Origin of the sequence: Microcoleus sp. MON1_C1, assembly GCF_036701945.1 — a bacterium.
Taxonomy (GTDB): domain Bacteria; phylum Cyanobacteriota; class Cyanobacteriia; order Cyanobacteriales; family Microcoleaceae; genus Microcoleus.
Genome location: NZ_JAUBRO010000006.1, coordinates 120,348 through 141,897 on the forward strand (window position 1 = coordinate 120,348; position 21,550 = coordinate 141,897).

23 protein-coding genes are annotated in these 21,550 nt (G+C 47.3%); 9 read left to right on the forward strand and 14 right to left on the reverse strand.

The features are described 5' to 3' along the window. Positions 1-203: 203 nt before the first annotated feature. Positions 204-446: a hypothetical protein gene (locus QUA62_RS05260; protein WP_333402800.1), complete on the reverse strand. Its 243-nt coding sequence runs from the start codon at positions 444-446 to the stop codon at positions 204-206. Between the two features lie 617 nt (positions 447-1,063). On the opposite strand from QUA62_RS05260, the gene QUA62_RS05265 reads away from it, so the two are divergent. Together QUA62_RS05265 and QUA62_RS05270 are read left to right on the forward strand one after the other, a co-directional pair. Next, a complete protein-coding gene (locus tag QUA62_RS05265; RefSeq protein ID WP_333402801.1) occupies positions 1,064-4,588 on the forward strand; it encodes a hypothetical protein in 3,525 nt (1,174 codons plus the stop codon). A gap of 106 nt (positions 4,589-4,694) precedes the next feature. Next, entirely contained in the window at positions 4,695-7,568 is a 2,874-nt protein-coding gene (locus QUA62_RS05270; protein WP_333402802.1) for a zinc-dependent metalloprotease, read from the forward strand. A 173-nt stretch (positions 7,569-7,741) separates the two neighbouring features. On the opposite strand, the gene QUA62_RS05275 is transcribed toward QUA62_RS05270, so the two are convergent. From QUA62_RS05275 to QUA62_RS05290, 4 genes are all read right to left on the reverse strand, one after another. After that, entirely contained in the window at positions 7,742-7,933 is a 192-nt protein-coding gene (locus QUA62_RS05275) for a hypothetical protein (RefSeq protein ID WP_333402803.1), read from the reverse strand. A gap of 202 nt (positions 7,934-8,135) precedes the next feature. Then, positions 8,136-9,659, reverse strand: coding sequence for an AAA family ATPase (locus QUA62_RS05280; RefSeq protein WP_333402804.1), 1,524 nt, complete (start codon positions 9,657-9,659; stop codon positions 8,136-8,138). A 526-nt stretch (positions 9,660-10,185) separates the two neighbouring features. Next, positions 10,186-10,431: a DUF5615 family PIN-like protein gene (locus tag QUA62_RS05285; protein WP_333402805.1), complete on the reverse strand. Its 246-nt coding sequence runs from the start codon at positions 10,429-10,431 to the stop codon at positions 10,186-10,188. Continuing rightward, entirely contained in the window at positions 10,424-10,660 is a 237-nt protein-coding gene (locus QUA62_RS05290) for a DUF433 domain-containing protein (RefSeq protein ID WP_333402806.1), read from the reverse strand. The genes QUA62_RS05285 and QUA62_RS05290 overlap by 8 nt, the downstream gene beginning before the upstream one ends. Positions 10,661-10,720: 60 nt before the next feature. On the opposite strand from QUA62_RS05290, the gene QUA62_RS05295 reads away from it, so the two are divergent. Beyond that, positions 10,721-11,032, forward strand: a complete 312-nt coding sequence (locus tag QUA62_RS05295) for a DUF433 domain-containing protein (RefSeq protein ID WP_333402807.1) — start codon at positions 10,721-10,723, stop codon at positions 11,030-11,032. Between the two features lie 126 nt (positions 11,033-11,158). Here QUA62_RS05295 and QUA62_RS05300 read toward each other — a convergent pair whose 3' ends face one another. Both QUA62_RS05300 and QUA62_RS05305 read right to left on the reverse strand, forming a co-directional pair. After that, entirely contained in the window at positions 11,159-11,722 is a 564-nt protein-coding gene (locus tag QUA62_RS05300) for a GNAT family N-acetyltransferase (protein WP_333402808.1), read from the reverse strand. 18 nt (positions 11,723-11,740) lie between these two features. Next, positions 11,741-12,226: a hypothetical protein gene (locus tag QUA62_RS05305; protein ID WP_333402809.1), complete on the reverse strand. Its 486-nt coding sequence runs from the start codon at positions 12,224-12,226 to the stop codon at positions 11,741-11,743. A gap of 90 nt (positions 12,227-12,316) precedes the next feature. On the opposite strand from QUA62_RS05305, the gene QUA62_RS05310 reads away from it, so the two are divergent. Beyond that, positions 12,317-13,087: a CPBP family intramembrane glutamic endopeptidase gene (locus QUA62_RS05310; RefSeq protein ID WP_333402811.1), complete on the forward strand. Its 771-nt coding sequence runs from the start codon at positions 12,317-12,319 to the stop codon at positions 13,085-13,087. Positions 13,088-13,093: 6 nt separating this feature from the next. Continuing rightward, the gene (locus tag QUA62_RS05315; RefSeq protein WP_333402812.1) at positions 13,094-13,642 is read left to right on the forward strand and encodes a DUF1349 domain-containing protein; all 549 of its coding nucleotides are present in this window, start codon (positions 13,094-13,096) and stop codon (positions 13,640-13,642) included. 253 nt (positions 13,643-13,895) lie between these two features. Here the strand turns inward: QUA62_RS05315 and QUA62_RS05320 are convergent, their stop codons facing one another. The 4 genes from QUA62_RS05320 to QUA62_RS05335 all read right to left on the reverse strand — a co-directional run bounded on the left by QUA62_RS05320 (position 13,896) and on the right by QUA62_RS05335 (position 15,161). Continuing rightward, positions 13,896-14,330 carry an HNH endonuclease gene (locus QUA62_RS05320; protein WP_333402813.1) on the reverse strand — a complete coding sequence of 145 codons (435 nt, stop codon included), beginning with the start codon at positions 14,328-14,330 and terminating at the stop codon, positions 13,896-13,898. Next, complete coding sequence (locus QUA62_RS05325) at positions 14,323-14,736, reverse strand: hypothetical protein (RefSeq protein WP_333402814.1); 414 nt, start codon at positions 14,734-14,736, stop codon at positions 14,323-14,325. Before QUA62_RS05325 ends, QUA62_RS05320 begins: the two co-directional genes overlap by 8 nt. Positions 14,737-14,823: 87 nt before the next feature. Beyond that, positions 14,824-15,018, reverse strand: coding sequence for a hypothetical protein (locus tag QUA62_RS05330; protein ID WP_333402815.1), 195 nt, complete (start codon positions 15,016-15,018; stop codon positions 14,824-14,826). A 5-nt stretch (positions 15,019-15,023) separates the two neighbouring features. Beyond that, on the reverse strand, positions 15,024-15,161 hold the full coding sequence (locus tag QUA62_RS05335; protein WP_333402816.1) for a hypothetical protein: 138 nt from the start codon (positions 15,159-15,161) through the stop codon (positions 15,024-15,026). A gap of 135 nt (positions 15,162-15,296) precedes the next feature. Between QUA62_RS05335 and QUA62_RS05340 the strand changes: the two genes are divergently transcribed. Beyond that, positions 15,297-16,136: an ATP-grasp domain-containing protein gene (locus tag QUA62_RS05340; protein WP_333402818.1), complete on the forward strand. Its 840-nt coding sequence runs from the start codon at positions 15,297-15,299 to the stop codon at positions 16,134-16,136. 123 nt (positions 16,137-16,259) lie between these two features. On the opposite strand, the gene QUA62_RS05345 is transcribed toward QUA62_RS05340, so the two are convergent. The 3 genes from QUA62_RS05345 to QUA62_RS05355 form a co-directional block, all read right to left on the reverse strand. Further along, complete coding sequence (locus QUA62_RS05345; RefSeq protein ID WP_333402819.1) at positions 16,260-16,499, reverse strand: DUF4926 domain-containing protein; 240 nt, start codon at positions 16,497-16,499, stop codon at positions 16,260-16,262. Positions 16,500-16,661: 162 nt separating this feature from the next. Then, the gene (locus QUA62_RS05350) at positions 16,662-17,639 is read right to left on the reverse strand and encodes a heme o synthase (protein ID WP_333290236.1); all 978 of its coding nucleotides are present in this window, start codon (positions 17,637-17,639) and stop codon (positions 16,662-16,664) included. A gap of 211 nt (positions 17,640-17,850) precedes the next feature. After that, entirely contained in the window at positions 17,851-18,765 is a 915-nt protein-coding gene (locus QUA62_RS05355) for a heme A synthase (RefSeq protein WP_333290222.1), read from the reverse strand. A 527-nt stretch (positions 18,766-19,292) separates the two neighbouring features. Between QUA62_RS05355 and QUA62_RS05360 the strand changes: the two genes are divergently transcribed. From QUA62_RS05360 to QUA62_RS05370, 3 genes are all read left to right on the forward strand, one after another. Beyond that, a complete protein-coding gene (locus tag QUA62_RS05360) occupies positions 19,293-19,631 on the forward strand; it encodes a hypothetical protein (protein ID WP_333402820.1) in 339 nt (112 codons plus the stop codon). Positions 19,632-19,651: 20 nt separating this feature from the next. After that, positions 19,652-19,783 (forward strand): hypothetical protein, encoded by a 132-nt coding sequence (locus QUA62_RS05365; RefSeq protein WP_333402821.1) that lies wholly within the window; start codon positions 19,652-19,654, stop codon positions 19,781-19,783. Positions 19,784-20,019: 236 nt separating this feature from the next. Further along, the gene (locus QUA62_RS05370) at positions 20,020-21,453 is read left to right on the forward strand and encodes an ABC transporter substrate-binding protein (RefSeq protein ID WP_333402822.1); all 1,434 of its coding nucleotides are present in this window, start codon (positions 20,020-20,022) and stop codon (positions 21,451-21,453) included. Positions 21,454-21,550: the final 97 nt, after the last annotated feature.

Genomic DNA, 21,550 nt, shown 5'->3' on the forward strand with positions numbered 1-21,550 from the left:
GCTCAGCCTGAGAGGTTCGGCGAGCGGTCAGTTGAGTCGCGCTCAGTCGAACAATTTTAGATTTACTCCAAAGATGAATCTGGGAAGTTGCACTAGAGTGGAAAATTTTTATCTCTCCACGACAGGAGTACGTGGCACCGTATCCGTTTTTAGGCGGGGTCAAAAAATTAAACTTCTAGCTGCAGCATCCTTCCTTGGGCTTTCTAGTCGTGTGATTGAGGAAAGTTGAGTACGGGGAGGCGCGAACCCCGAAAGACTTCTTCGCTTTCAACGCCGATCGACGCAACAAACTCAGCAGCAGCTTTAGCCACCACCAACCCGCCCAGCATGGGTAAGGCGACCAAGCTCAATAAAATGTCTGAGGGAACTGGCAACTTTGGACTGTTAGGTGTTTTAGTTTTGAGCAAGTCTTGGTTTTCCGACGGCATAAATTCCTCCTGTGTCAATCCGTAATCCTCAGTTTACAAGGCAAATAATCATCTTGACCGCTGCTTTCTGACTAATGACTTCTGATATCAAATCCGGTGATATCCGAATGATATCCTGCAAGCGATCGTCCCCGCGCAGCCAAGTCTATAAATATCTTCTCGCGAGAGCATAAGCTCGCACTCGGAAAAAACGCTTTGTATAAAATCGGGATGCTCCCCGAATTATATCGATCCTGCGACTCTCTCCGCGGAGCATGACGAAACCACAGCACTACAGTCGGAAAATAATAGACATTTCCACAAAAGCCTGTCTTGAACGGGCAGGATGCCTGTTCCACAAGAATTATGAGAGAGGTCTAATTATTATTCGGATGCAAACGGAAACGATATGACTAATGACGAATAACTTGTTACTTGGCTTAAGTTGGACCTATCTGTGCCAAAATGTCGAGGTATTATCAAAAAAATATTCCCCAACGGCCCGAAGCCGAGGGGATACAAGGCAAGACACTAAGTCCAGCATGGCTTAAACCAGACAAAACGGTTAGGCTCGGCAAATCAAATAATTGTCTGTAAAATCTGTAACTGTGCTATTTCTAGAAAACAAAACCAGCTTTGGCAAAATTTAGAGTTTCATGTTGAATGCGAACGGGAGCATATTGGCAGACAATCGATCGAGCGCGTCGCAGTGGGCCGGGGAAGCTTTAGGGCTTCCCGAAGTTCAAGTACAAGCGCGTTTGCGGGGAAATCACCTGCACATTTTGTGCGAAGCAGCGCAGTGCCCGTCTCAAGAATTGGTGACGGCGAGATTTACCAACGCGCTCGAACACACTGATTTAACGCGACTGCTGCCCGATCGACCTAAAATTTACCAGTTGTTTCTGTGCGGTCGCAAAATCGGTTCCCGACAAAATGACTGGACAGTCCGGCTCGATTGCAGCAGTCCGCAGCGACAGCAGCAGCCACAGCCACAGCAACCGGAACCAAAAGTTGCCGAAGTGCCGCCGCCAGCGAGTTCCCCCGACGAACCGCCAGCCAGCCCTAAAAGAGGCGGATTTTTCGACCAATTTAAGAATCAAAATCACAAACTCAAACAGACACCAGAGGCTGTAAAAACATCGACCCACCCGCCGCAAGTACGGGAAGAACTGGATTTTGACGCCGAAAGTCTGCCCGTCGCCTCCCGGATTCCATACCCAGAAGTTTTTGAAACTTCCGCCGTGACGATCGACACTTCGGGTGCTGCGACGCGGGAAGTTTTCCGTTCCGCCGTTCCCCCGCAGCAGAAAGCGAACCGTGGCGCGGTGGCTTTGATTCAATCCCCCGAAGCTGACTCAGGCGAGGGCGATGGCGGTGGAACATTGACGGTTTCGCCGGAAACTTTGGCGCGCCGGGGCTATCCAGAGGCGATCGCCAGCTATCTCAGCGAAATCCTCGGGCCGATGGGAGTTTCGGTGAAAGTAAGCATTCGCGAAAAAGAACTCAAAAGCAGCCGGGAAAACCTGCCGGCTCAGGCGCCGGAAAATATCAAGCCCAAGGAACGCCGGCTGCTGGTGCTGTGCGAGTCAGCTTACAGCCCCGACCCTTCCTTGCTGGCAGAACCTATCGCCGCCAGGCTGCGGAAACTGCAACTAGAGGATTTCGGGGAAGCATTAATCGGCAGCCAAGTCAGCGGCGAAGCGAAGCCGGACTGGGTGCTGCGGGTGGATTTGACTTCGCCGGACAAAATTCTCAAGGAATGGGCCAGGTGGGGAGACGTACCTGCGATCGCCAAACTGCTAAACCAACACTTGGCAGCATCGAGAGTCGAAGTGCGGGCCACCCTCAAAGAAGCAACCCTCCACCTGTTTTGCAGCAAAACTGCCAAAAAAGGACAAAAGACTAAACGGCAAGAATACCCCGACAAGCAGCAAACCACCGACACGATCGCCCCTTTGTTAGCCTCCTTCGCGCCCCAAGGCCTCCGCGCAGCTACTATCTACGGCGTAGAACCAGCCAAGGACTCTCAGGCAGCGCCCGAGTCGCCGGTCTGGATAGACTGGGTGGACTTGCCTGCTGCCCACCATCCCGACTTGGCTGCCAGCACCAGAACGCTGGCTGCTGAGGGCGACCAATTGGCTTTGACTTTTTTATTGAACAGGTTGCTCAACCCTAGTCTCAGGCGCAAGCTGGAAACAGGAGGGATTCGGGCGGTCGTGCTGCAAAAAGCCGACGTGCTGCACGTCATGACTGAAGCTCTGACTTGTCCTTCTCAGTCGAAGGTCGGGCCGCCGGTGGCTAAATTCTTGCGGCAGTTACAAATTCCGGGAGTGTCAGGGGTGCGAGTCTACGGACGCCGCGCGGGCCAGAAAGTGCCGCTGTGGCGCTACGCAATTGACCTCAGAACGGCTGTTGACGAGGAATCAGCAGCGGCACCCGCACCTGCTCCCTCGCAACTGGCTGTGTTGGAAAAGGAACCGGTACCGGAGTTTGCGCCGGCGGAGGATGGGAGTTTTTCGGGTTTGGGCGACAATTTGGTGTTCGATGCTCCGGCGCCCAACTCCTGGCGGCCCCGCTTCAAAATCAGACTCCCCGGATACAATCTGGGCGAGCAGTTAGTTCAAGCTGCGGTGCAACCGCTTGTCGCTTCGGGTTTGTTTGTTCCCAACGATGGTTTGTCAACGAATGCTGCTGCGCCGGGAGGCGTGAGAGCCGATCGCGCGGCCGGCATGGCTTTGATTTGGGCGATCGCCGGCTGTCTGCTGACTTTCAATACCGATTGGCTCCTCGGTCTATTTCTGCAATCTGCGACTGTCAGTCAAGCTCCTAGCGCCTCGGAAGTTTGTAAGGGCCCAAATTGTCAAAATCCCTCTCCCAAGGATGTGGACGACGTTACAGCCCCACTTCCGAAGGAAACCCCGAACCCCGTTCCCCCTGCTGATGAGGTAAATTTGCCTCAAATTCCGTTGCAGCCGTCGCCGTCGGCGAACCAGCAAGAGGCTTTCAATGGCTCTGGGTTTACGAAACCGGGAAATACTAGCGTTCCTGTAGCTGATGTTTCTGCTCCTGCGGTGTTCCCGACTTTGAGGAGCCAGCAGCTTGACGAGCAGATAGCGCGCTATCAAGAGTACATCCACCTGCACAAAAAACCGCCGGATATTTTAATTGTGGGTAGTTCGAGGGCGCTGCGGGGCATCGACCCGGCGGTTTTGGAAACAGCTTTGGCAGCTTCGGGCTACCCGGGGCTGAGGGCTTACAATTTTGGGGTTAATGGAGCTACTCTCCAGGTTGTAGATTCGCTCATCCGCCGGATTTTGCCGCCGCAACAACTGCCGAAATTGCTGGTGTTGGCGGACGGGGCGAGGGCTCTCAACAGCGGGCGGCCGGATTTGACTTTTAGTGCGATCGCTTCTTCGGAAGGTTACAGGCAATTGAGCCGGGGTAGTTTTCTGATCCGCACCAATCAATTAGAAGCCGAAACATCGAACGCAAGCGCCAACAATCCGGTGGCGACTGCCACTGAATTGGTGAACAATTTGGGACAAACTCAAGCTAACGTTCAGCAATTGGTGAGTAAAAAGTTGGTTGAGGGTTCTGCAATTTACAAAAAGCGCGATCGACTCAAAGGGTTTTTGCGATCGCTCGTCAATCCATCAGCCCCTGCTGCAACCGACAGCCCCCAAACTGCAGCCCTGGGTGAACAAACAACGGAAAATGCCCAGCCAACTGCTGCGAGTAAACCCGTCAGCGAGTTTCAACCAAATGGCTTTTTGCCGATCGATATCCGCTTCAATCCCGAGACTTACTTTCAGAAGCACCCGAAAGTATCTGGTTATTACGACTCCGACTATCAAAATTTTAAATTGATAGGCGAACAAGCTCTAGCACTCAAAAATTTGATCGAATTTACCAAGGTTCGCAACATCAATCTCGTGTTTGTGAATATGCCTCTGACTGAAGATTATTTAGACCCGGTGCGGACAGGTTACGAACAAGAATTCCGGCAATATATGCAAGAATTAGCAGCCCAAAGCGGACTAATTTTCCTAGATAATAGTTTACTGTGGCCCCAGGCGCGGGAATCTTTTTCCGACCCCAGCCACCTCAACCGTTACGGTGCTATTGCAGTTTCTAAGCGGTTGGCTCAAGATCCCATGATTCCCTGGCCGGCGAAACAGTAGTTTTGACTTTTGAGTTTTGAGCTATTTTAGAAGTTAGATGCTCCCAGCGTTGCGAGTGCGGCGCGACTATCTCAAAACTATTCTTTCCGGCGGCTAAATACTGAAAATGAAAAGATTGATATTTCCTGAAAATAGCCAAAATCAACAGATAAAAATTCCGAGAAAAAATCTGCCTTTGATATTTTTTATCTTATCTTTAGCATTTTTCTGTTTCAGTTTGTATAAAGGTTTCTGGTTACCTTTAGCTTTATCCTCTGGGCCGCCCAGCAACGAACAAAGTAGCGAACAGCAAACTCTGGCACCCTTTGAACAGGTTGTCCAAGGCGCACAAAAGTTAGAGGGACTATTTACTCTTTACCGCAATCAAGCAACTGATAAAGTATATCTGGAAATTAAACCGCAACAACTCGACAAAAAGTTCCTGTGCTTTGTGACATTGGCATCTGGTTTGGGGGAAGCGGGCATTTTGAGCGGAATGCCGATCGGCGATTTCTTGTTTCAACTGCGGCGCGTCCAAAATAACGTGCAGTTTGTGATTCCTAATATCAATTTTCGCACAAGTCCGGGCGACCCGCAAGCAGGTTCGGTAGAACGGGGATTTAGCGAGTCGATTCTCTATTCTTTGCCGCTCAAAAGCATTCATTCGCAAAGACAAACTCTGCTGATCGATTTAGGCGATTTGTTGATGAGCGAAAAGCGGGATTTACCAGGGGTAAAAGCGATTTTGCCGATGATTTTGGGCGCTTCTTACTCGATCGATGAAGACAAGTCTTATTTTAAAGATGTTAAAGCGTTTCCGCTGAATGTGGAAATTGCTTCTATTTACGGTTTTTCTAGCGATGATGACAGTGCGGTTAACTATTTACCTTCGGTTCCTGACAGTCGGGCTTTTAACCTCCGCATTCACTACAGTTTCTCGGAAGTGCCGCTAAATAACGGCTACCGCCCCAGACTTGCGGATGAGCGAGTGGGCTATTTCCTCACAGCATATAAGGACTTTTCTGACAAGAGCGGCCGCGAGCCTTTTGTGCGCTATATCAACCGCTGGCATTTGCAAAAGCAAATCCCGACGGCGCCGATGTCGCCTCCGGTGCAGCCGATCGTCTTTTGGATTGAAAATAATGTGCCTCCCGAATACCGAAACGCAATTCGCGAGGGCGTTTTGGAGTGGAACAAAGCTTTTGAAAAGGCAGGTTTTACTGAGGCCATTCAGGTCAAACAAATGCCGGACAATGCTAAATGGGACCCGGCTGACGTTCGCTACAATACTATTCGCTGGTCGAGTTCTTTTGAGCCTCAGTTTGCCGGCATTGGGCCGTCTCGCACTAACCCGCTGACGGGGCAAATTTTAGATGCTGACATTCTGTTGGATGCTAATATTGTCTGGCAAATCAAACAAGGCTATCGGTCTTTGGTGGAACAAAATCGCTCGGTATCTAAGAGTTTTCAAGGGCGAAACGGTTCTAATACTAATCCCTGTCAGTTCGGGATGTATTCTCGCTATTTGAATCAGTTAGAAAATGGGGATTTAGGAAAAAGCAGCGGGGAAAATGATCGAGGTGGAATTGCTGATGATTTGCCGACTTTGGTAGAAAGATACCAGGAGCAAAAACGCTCGCCTTTATCGCGGTTGATGTCGAGTTCGGATATGTGTTTTGGGTTGGAATCGAGCCGGCAGTTTGCGATCGGGGCAATGTCGAGGTCACTGTTGGAAAATGCAGCGCCTAGCAGTGGGACGATTGACAATTATGTGAATGAATTTATCCGATTTTTGACTACCCACGAAGTCGGTCATACTCTCGGTTTGAGGCACAATTTTCACGGGAGTACGATGCTGCAACCGGAGGATTTGAACAATACTCAGGTAACTCGCACGCAAGGTATGGTGGCGTCGGTGATGGATTATGTGCCGATTAATTTGGCACCGCAGGGAACTGTGCAGGGCGACTATTTTCCAACGATTGTAGGGCCTTACGACGATTGGGCGATCGAGTATGGTTACAAGGTGATTGGCGGCCCAAACCCCAACAGCGACTTACCAGCGCTGCAACAAATTGCCAGCCGCGCTGCGGAACAGCAATTAGCTTACGCGCCGGATGAGGATTCTGTTGATATTCTCGATCCCGCTGCAAATAGCTTTGATCTCAGCGCCAATATGCTGAGGTACTCGCAATGGCAATTGGATAATGCTAGGGCGATGTGGAAGCGTTTAGAAAAGCGAACTCCGGTTGGGGAAGACGGTTATAACGAACTGCGGGTGATGTTTGATTCGGTGTTCGGCTATTATGTTCAGCAGGTGATGAATGCGACTTTGTATGTGGGGGGACAGTCGTTTAATCGGATTCGCCCTGGAGATACTAATGCGAAGTTGCCGTTTGTGCCGATCGAACTTTCTCAGCAGCGAGAAGCTTTAGCAACATTAGAGAAGTACGTTTTTGCCCCGGATGCGTTTAGTTTTGCGCCGGAGTTGCTCAACAAATTGGCGCCTTCGCGCTGGGAGCACTGGGGAAGTCCGGCTTTGGTGTTTCCTCTAGATTACCCGATCGGCGATCGAATTACTTTTTTGCAGCGGTTTGTGTTGCGAGTTTTGCTATCTCCGATGCGCTTGGCGAGGCTGCGGGATGCCGAGTTAAAATCGACGCCGGAAACTGCTTTGAGGTTGCCGGAAGTGTTGGATACTGTGCAAAAGGATATTTGGAAAGAGGTTTTGCAGCCGGAAAAGAAGATGCAAATTCCAACTTTTCGGCGTTCTTTGCAGCGGGAACATTTGGCGATTTTGATCGGAATGGTGCTGCGAAAAACGAATGTCCCAGAGGATGCGCGGAGTTTGGCTTGGTACGAGTTGCGGCAGTTGCGGGAGGGTTTGAGCAAGAGTATTCGGAATTTGGATCGGAATGCTGATGCTTATACGCGGGCTCATTTGGAGGAAACGCGCGATCGTATTTCTAAGGTTTTGAATTCGCAAATTCAGTCGAATTAATCTTATAGTTAGGTTCTCGTCGCAGTAACTTTGTGACGAGTTCCTAATTCAAGTCAGCATCAGCTTGGTAGCGCAAATTCACGATCGCCAATGCGCTTTCGTCGCTTATCGCTTAGCTAGTTGTTGCTTCAAATCGCGGATAGTAACGCTGGTGTTGGGTTGCTGAGCAATTTCTACACAGCGGGCGATCGCACTTCTCGGTTGCGATACTTCCGACGCGGAATTGAGCCGTCTTCGGGGCGCGATCGTACAAACTCCGATAATCTTGCCAAGTCGCAGGTAAGCGTATTACAGAACCCGCAAACCATTGAATTTTTTATGGTGAGATGAGGGCAAGCATTGTCTAAGCTGGCTTTTGCAGCCATTGATTTTAATGATAACAAGAGTGGTGTGGGCGATCTGCCTGTGACTTCTCCAAAGCGATAATGCGACCCATCGAAGGGCGCGATTGAGTTTTATCTATTGCTCCACACAGGGTCACGGAATAGAAAAAATGTAACGTTCGTGTTCAGCAGCGACGAGTAACCTGTGCCTATTTACATTTCAACAGGATAAATCTGGGCAGATTTACCTGGCGATTCTTCGCTGACTATTTTCTAGGGGAATTTTATCCAAAAAAGGTTGTATAATAGCTTGAACTTCATCGGGAAATGTACGCGCCCAGAGACTAATGAATGCCTCTCTCACCCGTGCTTCTGGAATCAACCCAAGTTGTTTGCCTACCTGGGAATAGAGTACATGAGGATCTCGGTTTGTGTTATGAACACTCCGAACAATATCTACAACTTTTACGTGTTCTTCATAGGGACGCAATAAAGCAACAGCTAGTTCTCCTGATATGTCATCAAGTTTTTCAATGACCTTACCGTAGATGTAAGATTCTGGGCTTTGTCCTGGAAGACGATGTATAGAGTCTGTTACAGACTCATGCTGTTTAGAATCACCATCGATTAAACAAACTGAAGGTTGAGACACACTAGGATCAAGTTTACGACCTCGATGAACTGTTACAGCCGTTCCATCGCCTTCCATTGCATGGACGGTGACACCCTCCATGGCTACTCCAGGTAAAGAACGCAAAATTTCTTCTACCCATGTTCGGGCAAAACTGTCTTCAACAAATACAACAAGCAGAGAGTCTATTTGACCGCTGATTGCACGAAGAGAGCCAATGTCTAACTTACCCTGATATAAACTACCATTTGCGGCTGCCCATATTGCTTGGTCGGGCAATGGTTTGAGCGCATCATTTGAATGCGTAGTAAAAATGACCTGAATTTTTCTGCGTCTAGCTAAATCAATTAAGTATTCAACCATGCGGACAGTTGCAACAGGATGGAGCCCATTTTCTATCTCTTCAATAAGTACGAGTGAATTTTCTGGTATAGTCTCTAATTTGATTGCCATACGAATGATACTGGATTCCCCAGCACCAAAATGAAACTCAGAATATGAGTCTCCCGCTGAAGTTTGTCCCGCAAGCAGCGTAACTCGACCGCGAGTATCCACACGCAGAAATGAGAATGCGGATATGTCCTTGTCGAGGATACTAGCTACTGCTTTAGCAACGCCTGAACTAATTTCATCAATATATTCGGGAGCTACATCAAAAGAATTGGATGCACATTGCTTAAGTTCTGGACGTTCATTTGCTGGTACAGTTCGAGATACGCCAAATACGGCTACTACTCTTTCCTTATCTCCTTCAACCTTCCATTCGCGTGACCATTTAGAACGAGCAAATTTGGCAATACGTCGAATACTATCTGATTTTCGTATTTCTCTATCTATCAATTCATACTCAAATTTCCAGTTCTGCATACTTGAGTCAAATCGGCCACTTTTTGCAAAAAATAATGATGGCTTAACTGTTTTATACGCACAGGCTGCTGCACCTAATACTGTTGTCTTGCCTCCACCGTTTACTCCTACAATAGCTGTTACAGGAAAATCAAAGGTTATTGATTGATCTTTAAAAGCTCGTGCTTTTTCAAGAGATATTTTAAGTAAATACTTACCATAACTTTTTTTCTGAACTTTCTCAAGAAGATCATTGACTTGGGAATCTCTAATTTCACTTTGAAATGGCACTGTTAAAAAAACCTCTATGCTTTTTGATACTGCTCAAATAGTAACTTAACCCAATCACAATTGCCCAACATTAACCTTACAACTCTGCTAATGATAAGCTTGCAGTGATTTAACTCCCAACATCAACAGGTGTAGTGGAACTCTGCCCCAACCGATAGCCTGAGCCGCATAACTATTAATTAGACCGACTTTCTCTATGTATCTACGGAATTATACCCGATGAACTGACAAGTTGCGAGTGATTTTCCCAGTTTCAGTAAATATACGGACAGCTTGTCTGTATAACACCGCGATTTCTTTGAATACACGGAAACTTTTCGTGATTCTGTCAAACAGATGAGGAACGGATGTCGGCACTGGTTAAAATTGTTTGAAACCTTTGTCTCTAGCTTACTTTTTTTCTCGCACCAAACTCACACCGCGATATAATTCCTCGATCGCCACTTCAAGCTCGATACTCTGAAAGATCGTCACCCAAAGCCTGCCTGAATCGACACAATTGCAACAGCAATCGCTGTTTCAATAACTACGGTAGGGGGCGTTGACGAATTCGATCGCCCTCCACCACCCTCAACCGTTCCTCAAATTGCAATCCTTCAGTCTGTAATAAATTCAACAATATTGATGCTGGTTCTTCCGGCGTGTGAGGACGAAACCGCAAATAAATGACACCTCTTGGCGATCGCAGCCGCAAGCGATAAATGAGTTCGCCGTAATCGCGATCGAACATCAAAATCACCCGTTGCTCATCCGCATTAACTGGCCTAAGCAAACAGTAAAGGTGTGTAAAATACGTCTTCTTTGAGGCACTCCGCCGCGAAAGCAAACACAGCTTGTAGAGATTCAGCATTAAGCGTTGGGTAGTTTTCTAGAATTTGTTGCTGCGTCCAACCTTTTGAAAATAGCCCTAGAACGAACTCCACTGATATTCGTGTCCCCTTAATTACAGGCTTGCCAAGCAGAATTTTAGGATTTGAGTGAATGTGTGCTTTCCAGTTCATAACCAGTGCGCCTCTATAGGGTTTTCATCTATTATGAGCATAGTTAAGATTATAAAATTTATGACCGCAGCAGTATCTATTGACATTGGTACGCTCATTACACGCACTCCCGGACTGCATGGTGGATGTCCCCACATCGTCGGTAAAGGCGTTACCGTTCGCCGGATTGTAACCTGGTACAAGCGAGGATTGACTGCTGAAGAGATTGGCGATCGCATCGGACATCTCACCCTCGCCGAAGTCTACGCCGCACTCACCTACTATCATGCCAACACCCAAGAAATTGAAACTGATTTGCTTCATCAAGCAGCACAAGCGAAGCGTCTTGAAGCTTTGCACAGCAACTTTGGTAAATATGAAATGCTAAGATAATAAATAATACACCGCCCATAGAAAAATCTTCTAGATAAGCACTATCCTCAAACTGGGAAAGAGAAACTGATTTTTACCGGATAAATTTAGGGGGTGTAGGAGGAATCGCGGCAATGAAGTAAAGTTTTATAACAAAATTCCACACTTGTGTTTCTTGAGTAAACCGTAAAGTTCGAGATCTTCAAACTGCCCTCGGTGAAAAACACGCTGTTTGTGGCTACCTTCCTGCATCATTCCCAGCTTTTGTAGCACCTTAGCCGAGGCTATATTCCGCCTGAGACAAGTTGCATAAATGCGATCGAGCTTTAATGTTTCAAATCCAAACTCAAGCACCGCCAAAGCAGCTTCCGAGGCATATCCTTGTCCCCAGTAAGGTTTGCCAATCCAATACCCCAATTCTGCCTCTTCATTAGCCGAGTTGAGAGATAATCCTACAGCACCCACCAAGATGGGGTTTTGTCGCAGTACGATCGCAAAGTTTGCTGCTTTACCTGCTTCCCAATCGGGTTGATGCGTGCCAATCCATTCCTCGGCCATCCCATCCTCAAACGGGTGAGGGATATTCAAAGCAGTAGCGGCGATCGCCTCATCACCTGCTAGTTTCTGAACTAAGAGAGCATCCGATTGTGTAAATTGTCTTAGCAGCAACCTTTCTGTTGTAATTTCTGGTTGTAAGTTAGCGCTTAGCATGGCAGTTTGTTAGTGAATTTAGTTCTGATGTGATTCAATAGCCGATGTATCGCAGATATAATTTTGAGAAATCACCCATTGCGTATTATACTTTTGCGCCTTACCAATCGAGAGCATCCAGCGATCGTAGGAGGCATGAGACAGCCACTCGGCATTCGGAATCAGCGCCACAGATGCTGCACGAGAGAGTTCATAAGCTCGACGAAAATGGTCTGGACAAGTGCCGTGTTGTAGCAGCATGGCAGCATGATATTGAGCGTCTGGTGTGGCGATCGCTCCTTGACGATCGAGGGCGAGTACGCGCTGCAATCGGGCTTTGTCGCGGGTAGAATCCAGCACAAAACGTCCTGAATTGCGCTCGATTTGATCCATATCGTACAGATAGCGAAGTTCTTCATTGACAGTCATTGGGGGGCGCGATCGGCGGATATCGCTCAGTCTCGGTTTGGGGCTGTATATGTGTAGGCAAATTATCGCGGCCCACGGCGGCGAAATTGGAGTCATCAGCAGTCCCTATCGGGGGGCAACGTTTTAGTTTACACTCCCTATTCAAGACTGATTTAGTGTAATTGATTCGTTTTTTTCTCAAAAATTATGTCTGCTAACACTGCAAAAAATAATTACTTCCGATTGGCATTGTTCTGGGCGTTTCTGGGTAGTTTGGGAAGCTTGGCGGTGTTCCCTTATGCCCTGTCTCTAAATCCGGCAGTAAGTCAATTGCCTGCACCGCTACCTGTTTTGGCGATCGCCTCCGCCCTGCAAACCGGAATTTTTCTAATTCTGTTTTGTTGGATTGGGCTTCGCCTCGGTAACTCGATCGGACTTGATACGCCCATAGCTCGTGCTTTGGTATATCGACAGCCTTTCGGATCAATATCTAAATCTGCCCTTAACACGGCGCTAATTGTAGGCTGCATTGGTGGAATCGTCCTGATTGGATTGAGTTTAGCTTTCCAACCTTGGATGCCGCCAATGGCAACTCCAACAACGCTCGAAATTGATCTCTGGAAACGCATATTAGCTTCCTTCTACGGAGGCATCACCGAAGAACTCTTGTTGCGACTGTTCGGTATGACATTGATTGCGTGGCTACTTTGGAAGATTTTTGAGCGAGACAAACCGCAACCCTCTACATTGATTTTTTGGCTGGCGATCGTGGCGGCGGCAATATTGTTTGGTGTGGGTCATTTGCCTGCCGCTGCCAATCTCTGGGGACTAACCCCAATCGTGATTTTCCGAACGATTTTGCTCAATGCCCTCTTAGGGATTCCCTTTGGTTTTCTTTACTGGCGTTGGGGATTAGAATACGCTATGTTATCTCATTTTTTGGCAGATTTGGTACTGCATGGAATAGGAGGAAGTTAGCAGGATATGCAAACAATGCAATGGTACAACGAACCTTTACAATGGCATGAGGATAACGATGTTATCCATATTACCGCTGGCGCAAAGACTGACTTTTGGCGGCAAACTCATTACGGATTCATTCGCGATAACGGCAACTTTTACTACCGTCAAGTTTCAGGCGACTTTACAGCCGAAGTCAAAATTACTGGTTGCTATCAATCGCTCTACGATCAAGCAGGATTGATGATTCGAGAGAGCGAAAATATCTGGCTCAAGTGCGGCATTGAGTTTGTTGAGGGAGTGCAAAACGTGAGTGCGGTTGTGACACGAGACTATTCCGATTGGTCTGTTATGCCGCTTGAAGTGCCGCCTGTTTCCCTGTGGCTGCGGGTAAAGCGCCGAGCTGAAACGGTGGAAGTGCAATACTCGTTGAATGGGGAAGACTATTCAATGATGCGACTGGCATATCTAACTGAGTCACCAATCGTTCAAGTTGGGTTAATGTGTGCAGCTCCCCAAGGTGAAGGCTTTGCAGTCGAATTTGAAGGGTTTAAGCATAGTAAGCCGATCTAATTTGGTATGAGATAAACTTCACCAATCAAACAAGCTCAGCATAGGTGATCGGGTAAAAAACGTACTTGACATCAGCGCAAAATAAGATCGCTGCTCTTGTAGGGTACGTTAACGAAGTATACCGTAAACTTTGACACCTCTTCTCGGTTTTACTGCCCGCGTCCTGGTTTGCAATCTACTAAACCTAATGCTTCTGTGTCGAGAAAATTGGCAATCGCCATTTCGATGATCGCCGCTGCGATCGGATATTCAATTACGAATCATTGTGAGGTGGATGTAGAGCGATAGAATGCAGGACTCCTCGAAGATTGACTACTCCTTCTCTGTTGAGTTGCAGCCGATCGATGGTAGCGCGTCCAGTTGGTGTTAAGCCCAACATTTGAGTCGAATCGCTGCTCCAAGTAAAGTGTTCGCTCCAGTTATCCCGTCGAGGATGATAAAGTGGGACGGAGCCACCTGTAACGGGGTCGATCGCCTCACTATGACTGTATTTGAAATTGTTGCACCCTTGACAAGCGATCGCCAGATTATCCAAATCACTGGTGCCACCTTTGGAGCGAGGGATAATGTGTTCAATGGAGAAGGGGTCTGGAGAGAATTTAGCTTGACTGAGACAATACTCGCAGCAACCATTGGCGCGTTGTTTAATGAATAGTCGTTGCTGCTGTGTGAGGCGGGATTCAGGCATAATCAACGATCTCGGGATGAGGATTGATGCCGAGGGTTTGCATGAGCTCCGTCAGAGGTTGGTTGCGGAAGGTTGCGAGTTGAATTAAGGCTTGAATGCGGGCAACATTGAGTTGTTCAAGGCGATCGCTCATTTGGATCAGTTGCTTGTGTTCTTCGGGAGTCAGGGTTTCGGCATGACGCTTGGCGATGAGGGCATGGTATTCTTCCCAGGTTTGTGCACTAAAGCCGATGTTAATTTGTTGCAGCAAGTCGGCTTCAGTAGGTGGGGTGGTTGGAAGTTTAGGCTGGAGGCGTTCTTGCAGGGCGTTGAGGATGTAGCGATCGGGTTCAACGCCCTGTCGAGATGCTTCAGTGCGGATCTGGTGTTCGAGTTCGGGAGAGAGGTTGAGGGTGATGGGGGTCATGGTTATCTTGGCAGCAACATCTATTCATCATTTTAGCGATCGGGCTTTCACCTTATCTCGAACTTCATCGCCTGGGACTTCTCGATTTTACTGCCCGCGTCCTGGTTTGCAATCTACGAAACCTAATGCTTCTGTGTCGAGAAAATTGGCGATCGCCGCTGCGATCGGATCTTCAATTTCCGCAGCACGGGCAATTAGAGCCGCTTGAATTCGTTTTGGCAAGCGTCTCAAAATGACTTCGGCATCAGCAGGAGAAAGTTGTTCTTGAAGTTTGGCTTGCATGGCATTCACCTTTCATTAATAGGCGAAATAGAGGTGTCTCCTCGGCGATCGTACAAACTCTGATAATCTTGCCAGGTTGCAGGTAAGTGCACTAGAGAACCGGCAGGCAATTGAATTTTTTCGGGTGAGACGAGGGCAAACATAGTCTAAGCTTCGTGTTGCAGCCATTGATTTTAATGATAACAAGACTGGTGTGGGCGATCGCTCCTGGTTTTTAGTCGAAATTTGCGCTACAACAATAAATTCATCTGCCATATGACTTGGGCGAGGGTAGCTAGATGGTTAGCTGGATTCTAGAAGATGGTGTATTTGGCTGCTCTATGGCTCCACTTGCAACGGAGATTCGCAAGCAAGGACACAATGTTAAGATTGTTGACTATACCAGAGGCATAACAGACTATCAACGCTTCTTTCCCCAAACAGAGTGTGTCATCTTCTATGGGTCACTCTATATAGCTGAACAGATTCTCAGTTGGGATTTGTCTTGGACACCAGGAATTATCGGGACTATTGAACATTATCATTGCACAGCCTATTATCCTCATCTTAAACCTTGGCTGTTGAATGCAGGGGGTTATATTTTGCCACTATCAGAGTTGTCTTCCTCTGTGGTTGAAAAGCCTAAATTACTTTTCAATCTTGAGGAGAGCAAACGTTTGTTTATCCGTCCCAACAGTCCACTTAAACCTTTTGCAGGTAGTCTGTATTCTCCTAGAGAAGTGACGGACTTAGACAGTTTTATGAAACGCCATTACCTCGAAGACCCGAACATTTTGGTGGTGGTTGCAGCGGAACAGTCCATTGAAGCAGAATGGAGAGTGATTATTGCCCAAGGGCAAATCTTGTGTGCTTCTCAATATCGGCAGATTGAGAAACCTTACTATCAATCCGGAATGCCTGAGATTGTGCGACAAGTAGCCGAAGCGGTGGCGCAACAACAATGGCAGCCTGACCCAATTTGGGTTCTAGATCTCTGTTGTTCTGGTAATTGGGCTTACGTTCTAGAGATTAATTTTCTATCGTGTTCAGCCTTGTATCAGTGTGATTTGAGCTTAGTTGTGAGAGAAGCATCAGAGGCGGCATGGAAGCGGTGGGTCCAGAAGCAGCAAGGGATATAATATTTTGCACCTTGCGATCGAACGTCAAAATTACCCGTTGCTCAATCGATCGAAACTCACACCGCGATATAATTCCTCGATCGCCACTTCCAACTCAATACTCTGTAAAGTATTATTTGTAGGTTAGGCGCAGGCAGGAAGTGGCTCATAAACGAGTTGCATGAGTTTTTCTGAAGGAACGGTTTCCATTGCATAGGTATTACCTTGAGCATCGGCAAAATCTACTAGATAAGCGCGATCGTCAAAGCTCATCAGAATAGTGCCAACTTGTCCCGGTCTGAGCAAAATTGGCTGAGAGGTTGCTTTATGGATTGCCTGAATTTCTGCGGTCAAGGCAACAACATCATACTCGTGTAACGTCATCACAACCTCCTCAATTATTGACAGGATAGGTATTCGCTCTTTTTTAACCGCTGATTAACGCAGATTAACGCAGATAGGAGAATGGCGTTCGCTATTTTACCCTAAACAAACAAAACCCGCTAGATGCGGGTTTCATTTTAATAACTGCTATTTAACTAATTACTACATCACAACTGCACTAATCAAAGTTTGCACATTTTGTACAACAGCAGTAGTAAAATTATGAGTCACAGGCAAACTGTCAACCACTATGCCAGCGCACAATAGCATCAGGTACAGAATAGAGTATTTAAAGAGCGATCGCGCAACAATCTTATCCTCAGGAGTCTGCAACAGCAACCAAGCTTTTTGGGCAAAAATAGCACCGAGGAAAATAGCTGTTCCCGCATACACCGCGCCCGCTAAATGCAGGGGATAAACTAGCAGCAAAGTTGCAGGAATCATCAATAGCGTGTAAATCCAAATTTGGCGGGCTGTGGCTTCGTCGCCCTCAATTACCGGCAACATCGGGACGCCTACTTCCTTGTATTCGTCGCGAATCATCATTGCTAATGCCCAAAAATGCGGCGGTGTCCACAGGAATATAATCCCAAACAGCAGCCACGCACCCCAACTCAAATCTCCCGTAACCGCAGCCCACCCAACTAGCGGGGGAATCGCCCCTGCTGCACCGCCGATGACGATGTTTTGCACGCTGTGACGCTTCAGCCAGTGGGTGTAAATTAGGACGTAGAAAACGATGCCTGACATCGCTAGCAATGCGGCTAATAAGTTGGCAACAACTGTGAGCAATGTAAAGGATATTGTAGCTAGGGCGATCGCAAATATCAAAGCATCGCGCTTCTTGACTCGCCCGGAAGGAATCGGCCGCCACCGGGTGCGCTCCATAATATAATCGATGTCACTGTCGTAAACACAATTAATCGTATTCGCCGACGCAGAAGCTAAAGCGCCTCCGGTAATAGTTGATACCAGCAATAGCGGGTCTACTTCTCCTTTTGCCGCCATCCACATTCCTGCTGAGGTAGTGATTAGCAGCAGTAAAATAATTCTGGGTTTTGTTAGTTGATAGTAACTTTTCACGACTTGCGAAAAGTTTTCGTGGAGGCGGGGCCTGTCGTTGGTAAGGATTTCTTGCATCGGTTGTAAGCTGTTAGTAATTATTTGCGAATTCGTCATTAGTCATTAGGTTGTAGGGGCGGGCTTTACGATAAATATTTGCTGTAGCTACAAGGATTAATAAACCCGCCCCATCTTACTCTCAAGAGGTAGGGTGCGTCAGAACAGGAAAACCTGTTGAAGTCGAAATAATCAATGTCTGACGCACCCTACTTGGCTTTAGTCTTATCTCTCAAGCTGATAAAACTCGATCGCGCCAAGCTAAAACACTAAAAGCTATCAGGGTTCCCAGCAAAGCAGCACCGACTGCTTGGTGGGCGACTGTCAGCGGTTCTACCTGAAGGTGCAGCCGGAAAGTTGCTAATCCCAGAACTAATTGAGCAATGAGGCAAACACTTGCCCAGTTAGCCAGTTTTCGCAATTTTGGACTGAGTGCAGGCTGCCGCCAAGCCATGACTGCTACGGCTAAAGTCGCTGCTGTAGCTGGTACGATACCGGCGATGTGGCTGTTCATTACCGAGCACAATTCTGAGGAGTCCAAACATTGGTGCAGTGCCCATCTAGAGCCTACTAATGCTCCTAGCAAACTTTGCAGGTAAACTAACAATACTGCGATCGAACTTACCCAAGCCAATTTGCCGACATTTCCTGTAGCTTCGTAGGGAGTCAGCATGAAACCGATGACTAGCAGGGCGCCAAAAAACAGTAAAGCTGTTCCCAAGTGAGCGGTAACGATGTCAAATCTGAGCAGTTGTGTTACTGTCAAGCCGCCCAATACGCCTTGAAAAACGATTAGAAATACTGCCCCGGCGCTCGCCCAAGGCAGCCATTTTGGCAGGCGGCTGCGGTAAAACAAAGATAGTCCTAAAAGTGCGATCGCGCTTAAACCGATCGCTGCTGCGTCCAACCGGTGAAACCATTCCAGAAATACCTGCAAATTCATTTGCGCTGCAGGTATTAATTGACCGTAGCACAGCGGCCAGTCGGGGCAAGCGAGCCCCGCATTCATGACTCGCGTGGCGCTGCCTACAGCCATTAACAGCCAGGTTGCGATCGCAATTTTCCACACTAGGCCGCGGATAATATCTTTTGGCTGCCACTGCACTCCTGCTGCTGCGTTTGGCTGATTTAAAACTGAGTTTGCCATGGAATTTACCTTAGCCTTTGTTATCGATCGAACTTAATTAAATATCGAGGTTTTGCTTTGACTGAGCTTAGCCGAGCTTAACACTCTTTTTCTCTGACCAACCGTCATTTTTACTACCTTAGCGACACTTTTATCCAATTAGTTTGTCTTTATATTTTTTTCAACTTTCTTCTTTATATTACAAAAGATGTCCTTTATTTTGTCAAACTTAAAAAAACTTTAATCTTTCCCCGCCCCTGGATCGTTAAGAACTCCCCCACTGTCGAGATTGCACGGAAAAATAAAGATTTAATTAAGAAAAACCATTTATCAAATAATTGTGATATGAAACGCTCAAAAATTTTTACAAAAAACTAAGCAATATAAAAAAACCTATAAAGTAGATTCCCAACAAACTATATTTAGCTGATTGTTCTACCCTAGTAGGAAGTATGACCGCAAATAAAACGGCAGTCAACAAGTTAAGCAAGCTATAAGCCAGCGACTCTTTACTCCAGGCGTCATAGGCGCGAGCAAGGAGTTAAAGGATGGAAAAAAAAAACAGGAGAAATGCCAGCTTCGCTGTTGACCCTAGTTGGCTGCATAGCGATCGCAGCAATCAGCTTGTGGTACGGTCAAAACAACCACCTGATGCCACAGCAAGCCTCAGAATAAGCACCGATGGTAGAGGCTTTTATAACGTGACGATCGCACTTGCCACAGCCCTATTTATGGCGTTGCATAATAGCGGGGGGATTTTGATTGTTTTGTGGGATGGGCTCTCGTCGCCCGAAGGCGTGTATTTTCACAGCAGGCTGGACGCTAACCCCTATTTTCCACAAGAATCATCCTCAAATTGTACAACACCCCGATCGCACCCCTGCTGAGCCCAGACTCAGGAGACGCGGTGCCTCAAACCGCACCAGAAATCACGCCAGAAATGCCTCCCACCCCCAGCAGCGCCCAATACGACGAAGAAGCCAAACCCTCTGAGACGGGACAATTTGCAGGTATCAGAGTCAACTTCACTGGGAGCTAAGCTGCTACGCTGCTAGATTCTAGAATATCAAGATAAAATAAATTACCACGCGCTAAAATGTATGTATATGTCAGCCAAAAATCATCTATCTCCAGTAGTACAAGTAGAATAATTGCTATATAAATTGTTGAAGGAAGGAAAACTTGTTATTAAATGCGCTACATCCCGTACATTGCTCGTTGCCGAACTTCCTTCCTTCTTTGAATCTAAAACCTAAAATCTAAAATTCTGCCGCCATGTCCCAAAAAAACGAAACCGCTGTTCTGGTATTATCGCTCCTAATTACGATCGGGCTAGCCGGTGCAGGTATTTGGTGGCTCACAAGCCGAGGCGGCATCAATCTCGGAGGTTTATCACCCCAAAATCAGACATTTCCCAACTCTGCGACGGGGAATTCGCCGCAATCAGAGGAGGCAATAGGGCAGCGTCTGAGTGCTGGCGAAAAACTGTTACTTCCAGAGCAAGCCACAACAACCAAACAAGCAGCAGTACAGGCGATCGCATCTGGCAACTATAACGCAGCTATTTCCGACTTACAAGCTTCGCTAAAAACCAATCGCAACGATCCAGAAGCACTAATTTACCTCAACAACGCCCGCATCGGATCTCGAAAATCCTACACAATTGCCACTGCGGTTCCCATTGGCGGCGATATGAATGCTGCTCTAGAAATTATGCGGGGCGTAGCTCAAGCTCAAAATGAAATCAACCAAAGCGGAGGCATTAGGGGTACTCCATTAAAAGTGTTAATTGCTAACGATGACAACAAGCCAGAAATGGCGGCCCAAATTGCCAGTGCTTTAGCAAATAACTCGGAAATTTTAGGAGTAATCGGGCATTTTGGTTCAGATACAACCCTAGCAGCCAGCAAGATTAACCAGCAAAAACAATTAGTAGCAATTTCTCCGACAAGTACCTCTGTGCAGCTTTCTGGAGTTGGCAACAATATATTTCGGACAGTGCCGAGCGATAGGTTTGCGGCTAATGCTCTTTCCCGCTATATGGTGGGAAAATTGCAAAAGCAAAAAGCTGCTGTATTTTTCAATTCTGCCAGCAGTTACAGCAAATCTTTAAAAGATGAATTCACCACTGCTATTTACGGAGATGGAGGACAAATAGTATCGGAATTTGACTTTGCTAAGGGCAATTTTAATGCTGCCGAGAGCGTTAAAAGTGCGATCGCCCAAGGAGCCGAAGTGATTTTGTTAGCATCCAATTCAGCCACGCTCGACCAAGCTTTGCAAGTAGTGCAAGTAAACGCCAAGCGGCTGCCATTACTAGCAGGAGACGGTGCTTATACTGCTAAAACACTGCAAATCGGTGGCGCAGGAGCAACAGATATGGTGCTGGCTGTTCCTTGGCACATTCTCGCAGATCCGCAGTCAAACTTTCCCCAAACATCCAAACAACTTTGGGATGCGGAAGTAAGTTGGCGCACAGCTTTAGCCTACGATGGGGCGATCGCGTTAATTGCCGGTTTAGGGCGCAATCCGACTCGTACAGGCATTCAACAAGCTTTATCGGCGTCCGATTTTTCGGCAAAAGGAGCATCCGGCACGATTCGGTTTTTACCTTCGGGCGATCGCAATCGAGCAGTCCAATTAGTAAGTGTTAAACCCGGAAATCGCACGAGTTACGGTTACGAGTTTGTGCCGATATCCGGTTTGTAAACTATTTGCGATCGCGAAATTTAGGTGATAACATTCAGTAATAAGTTCTCTGAATTATCCAGCAGAAATGCTAACAAGATGAGTAATTATATCAAAT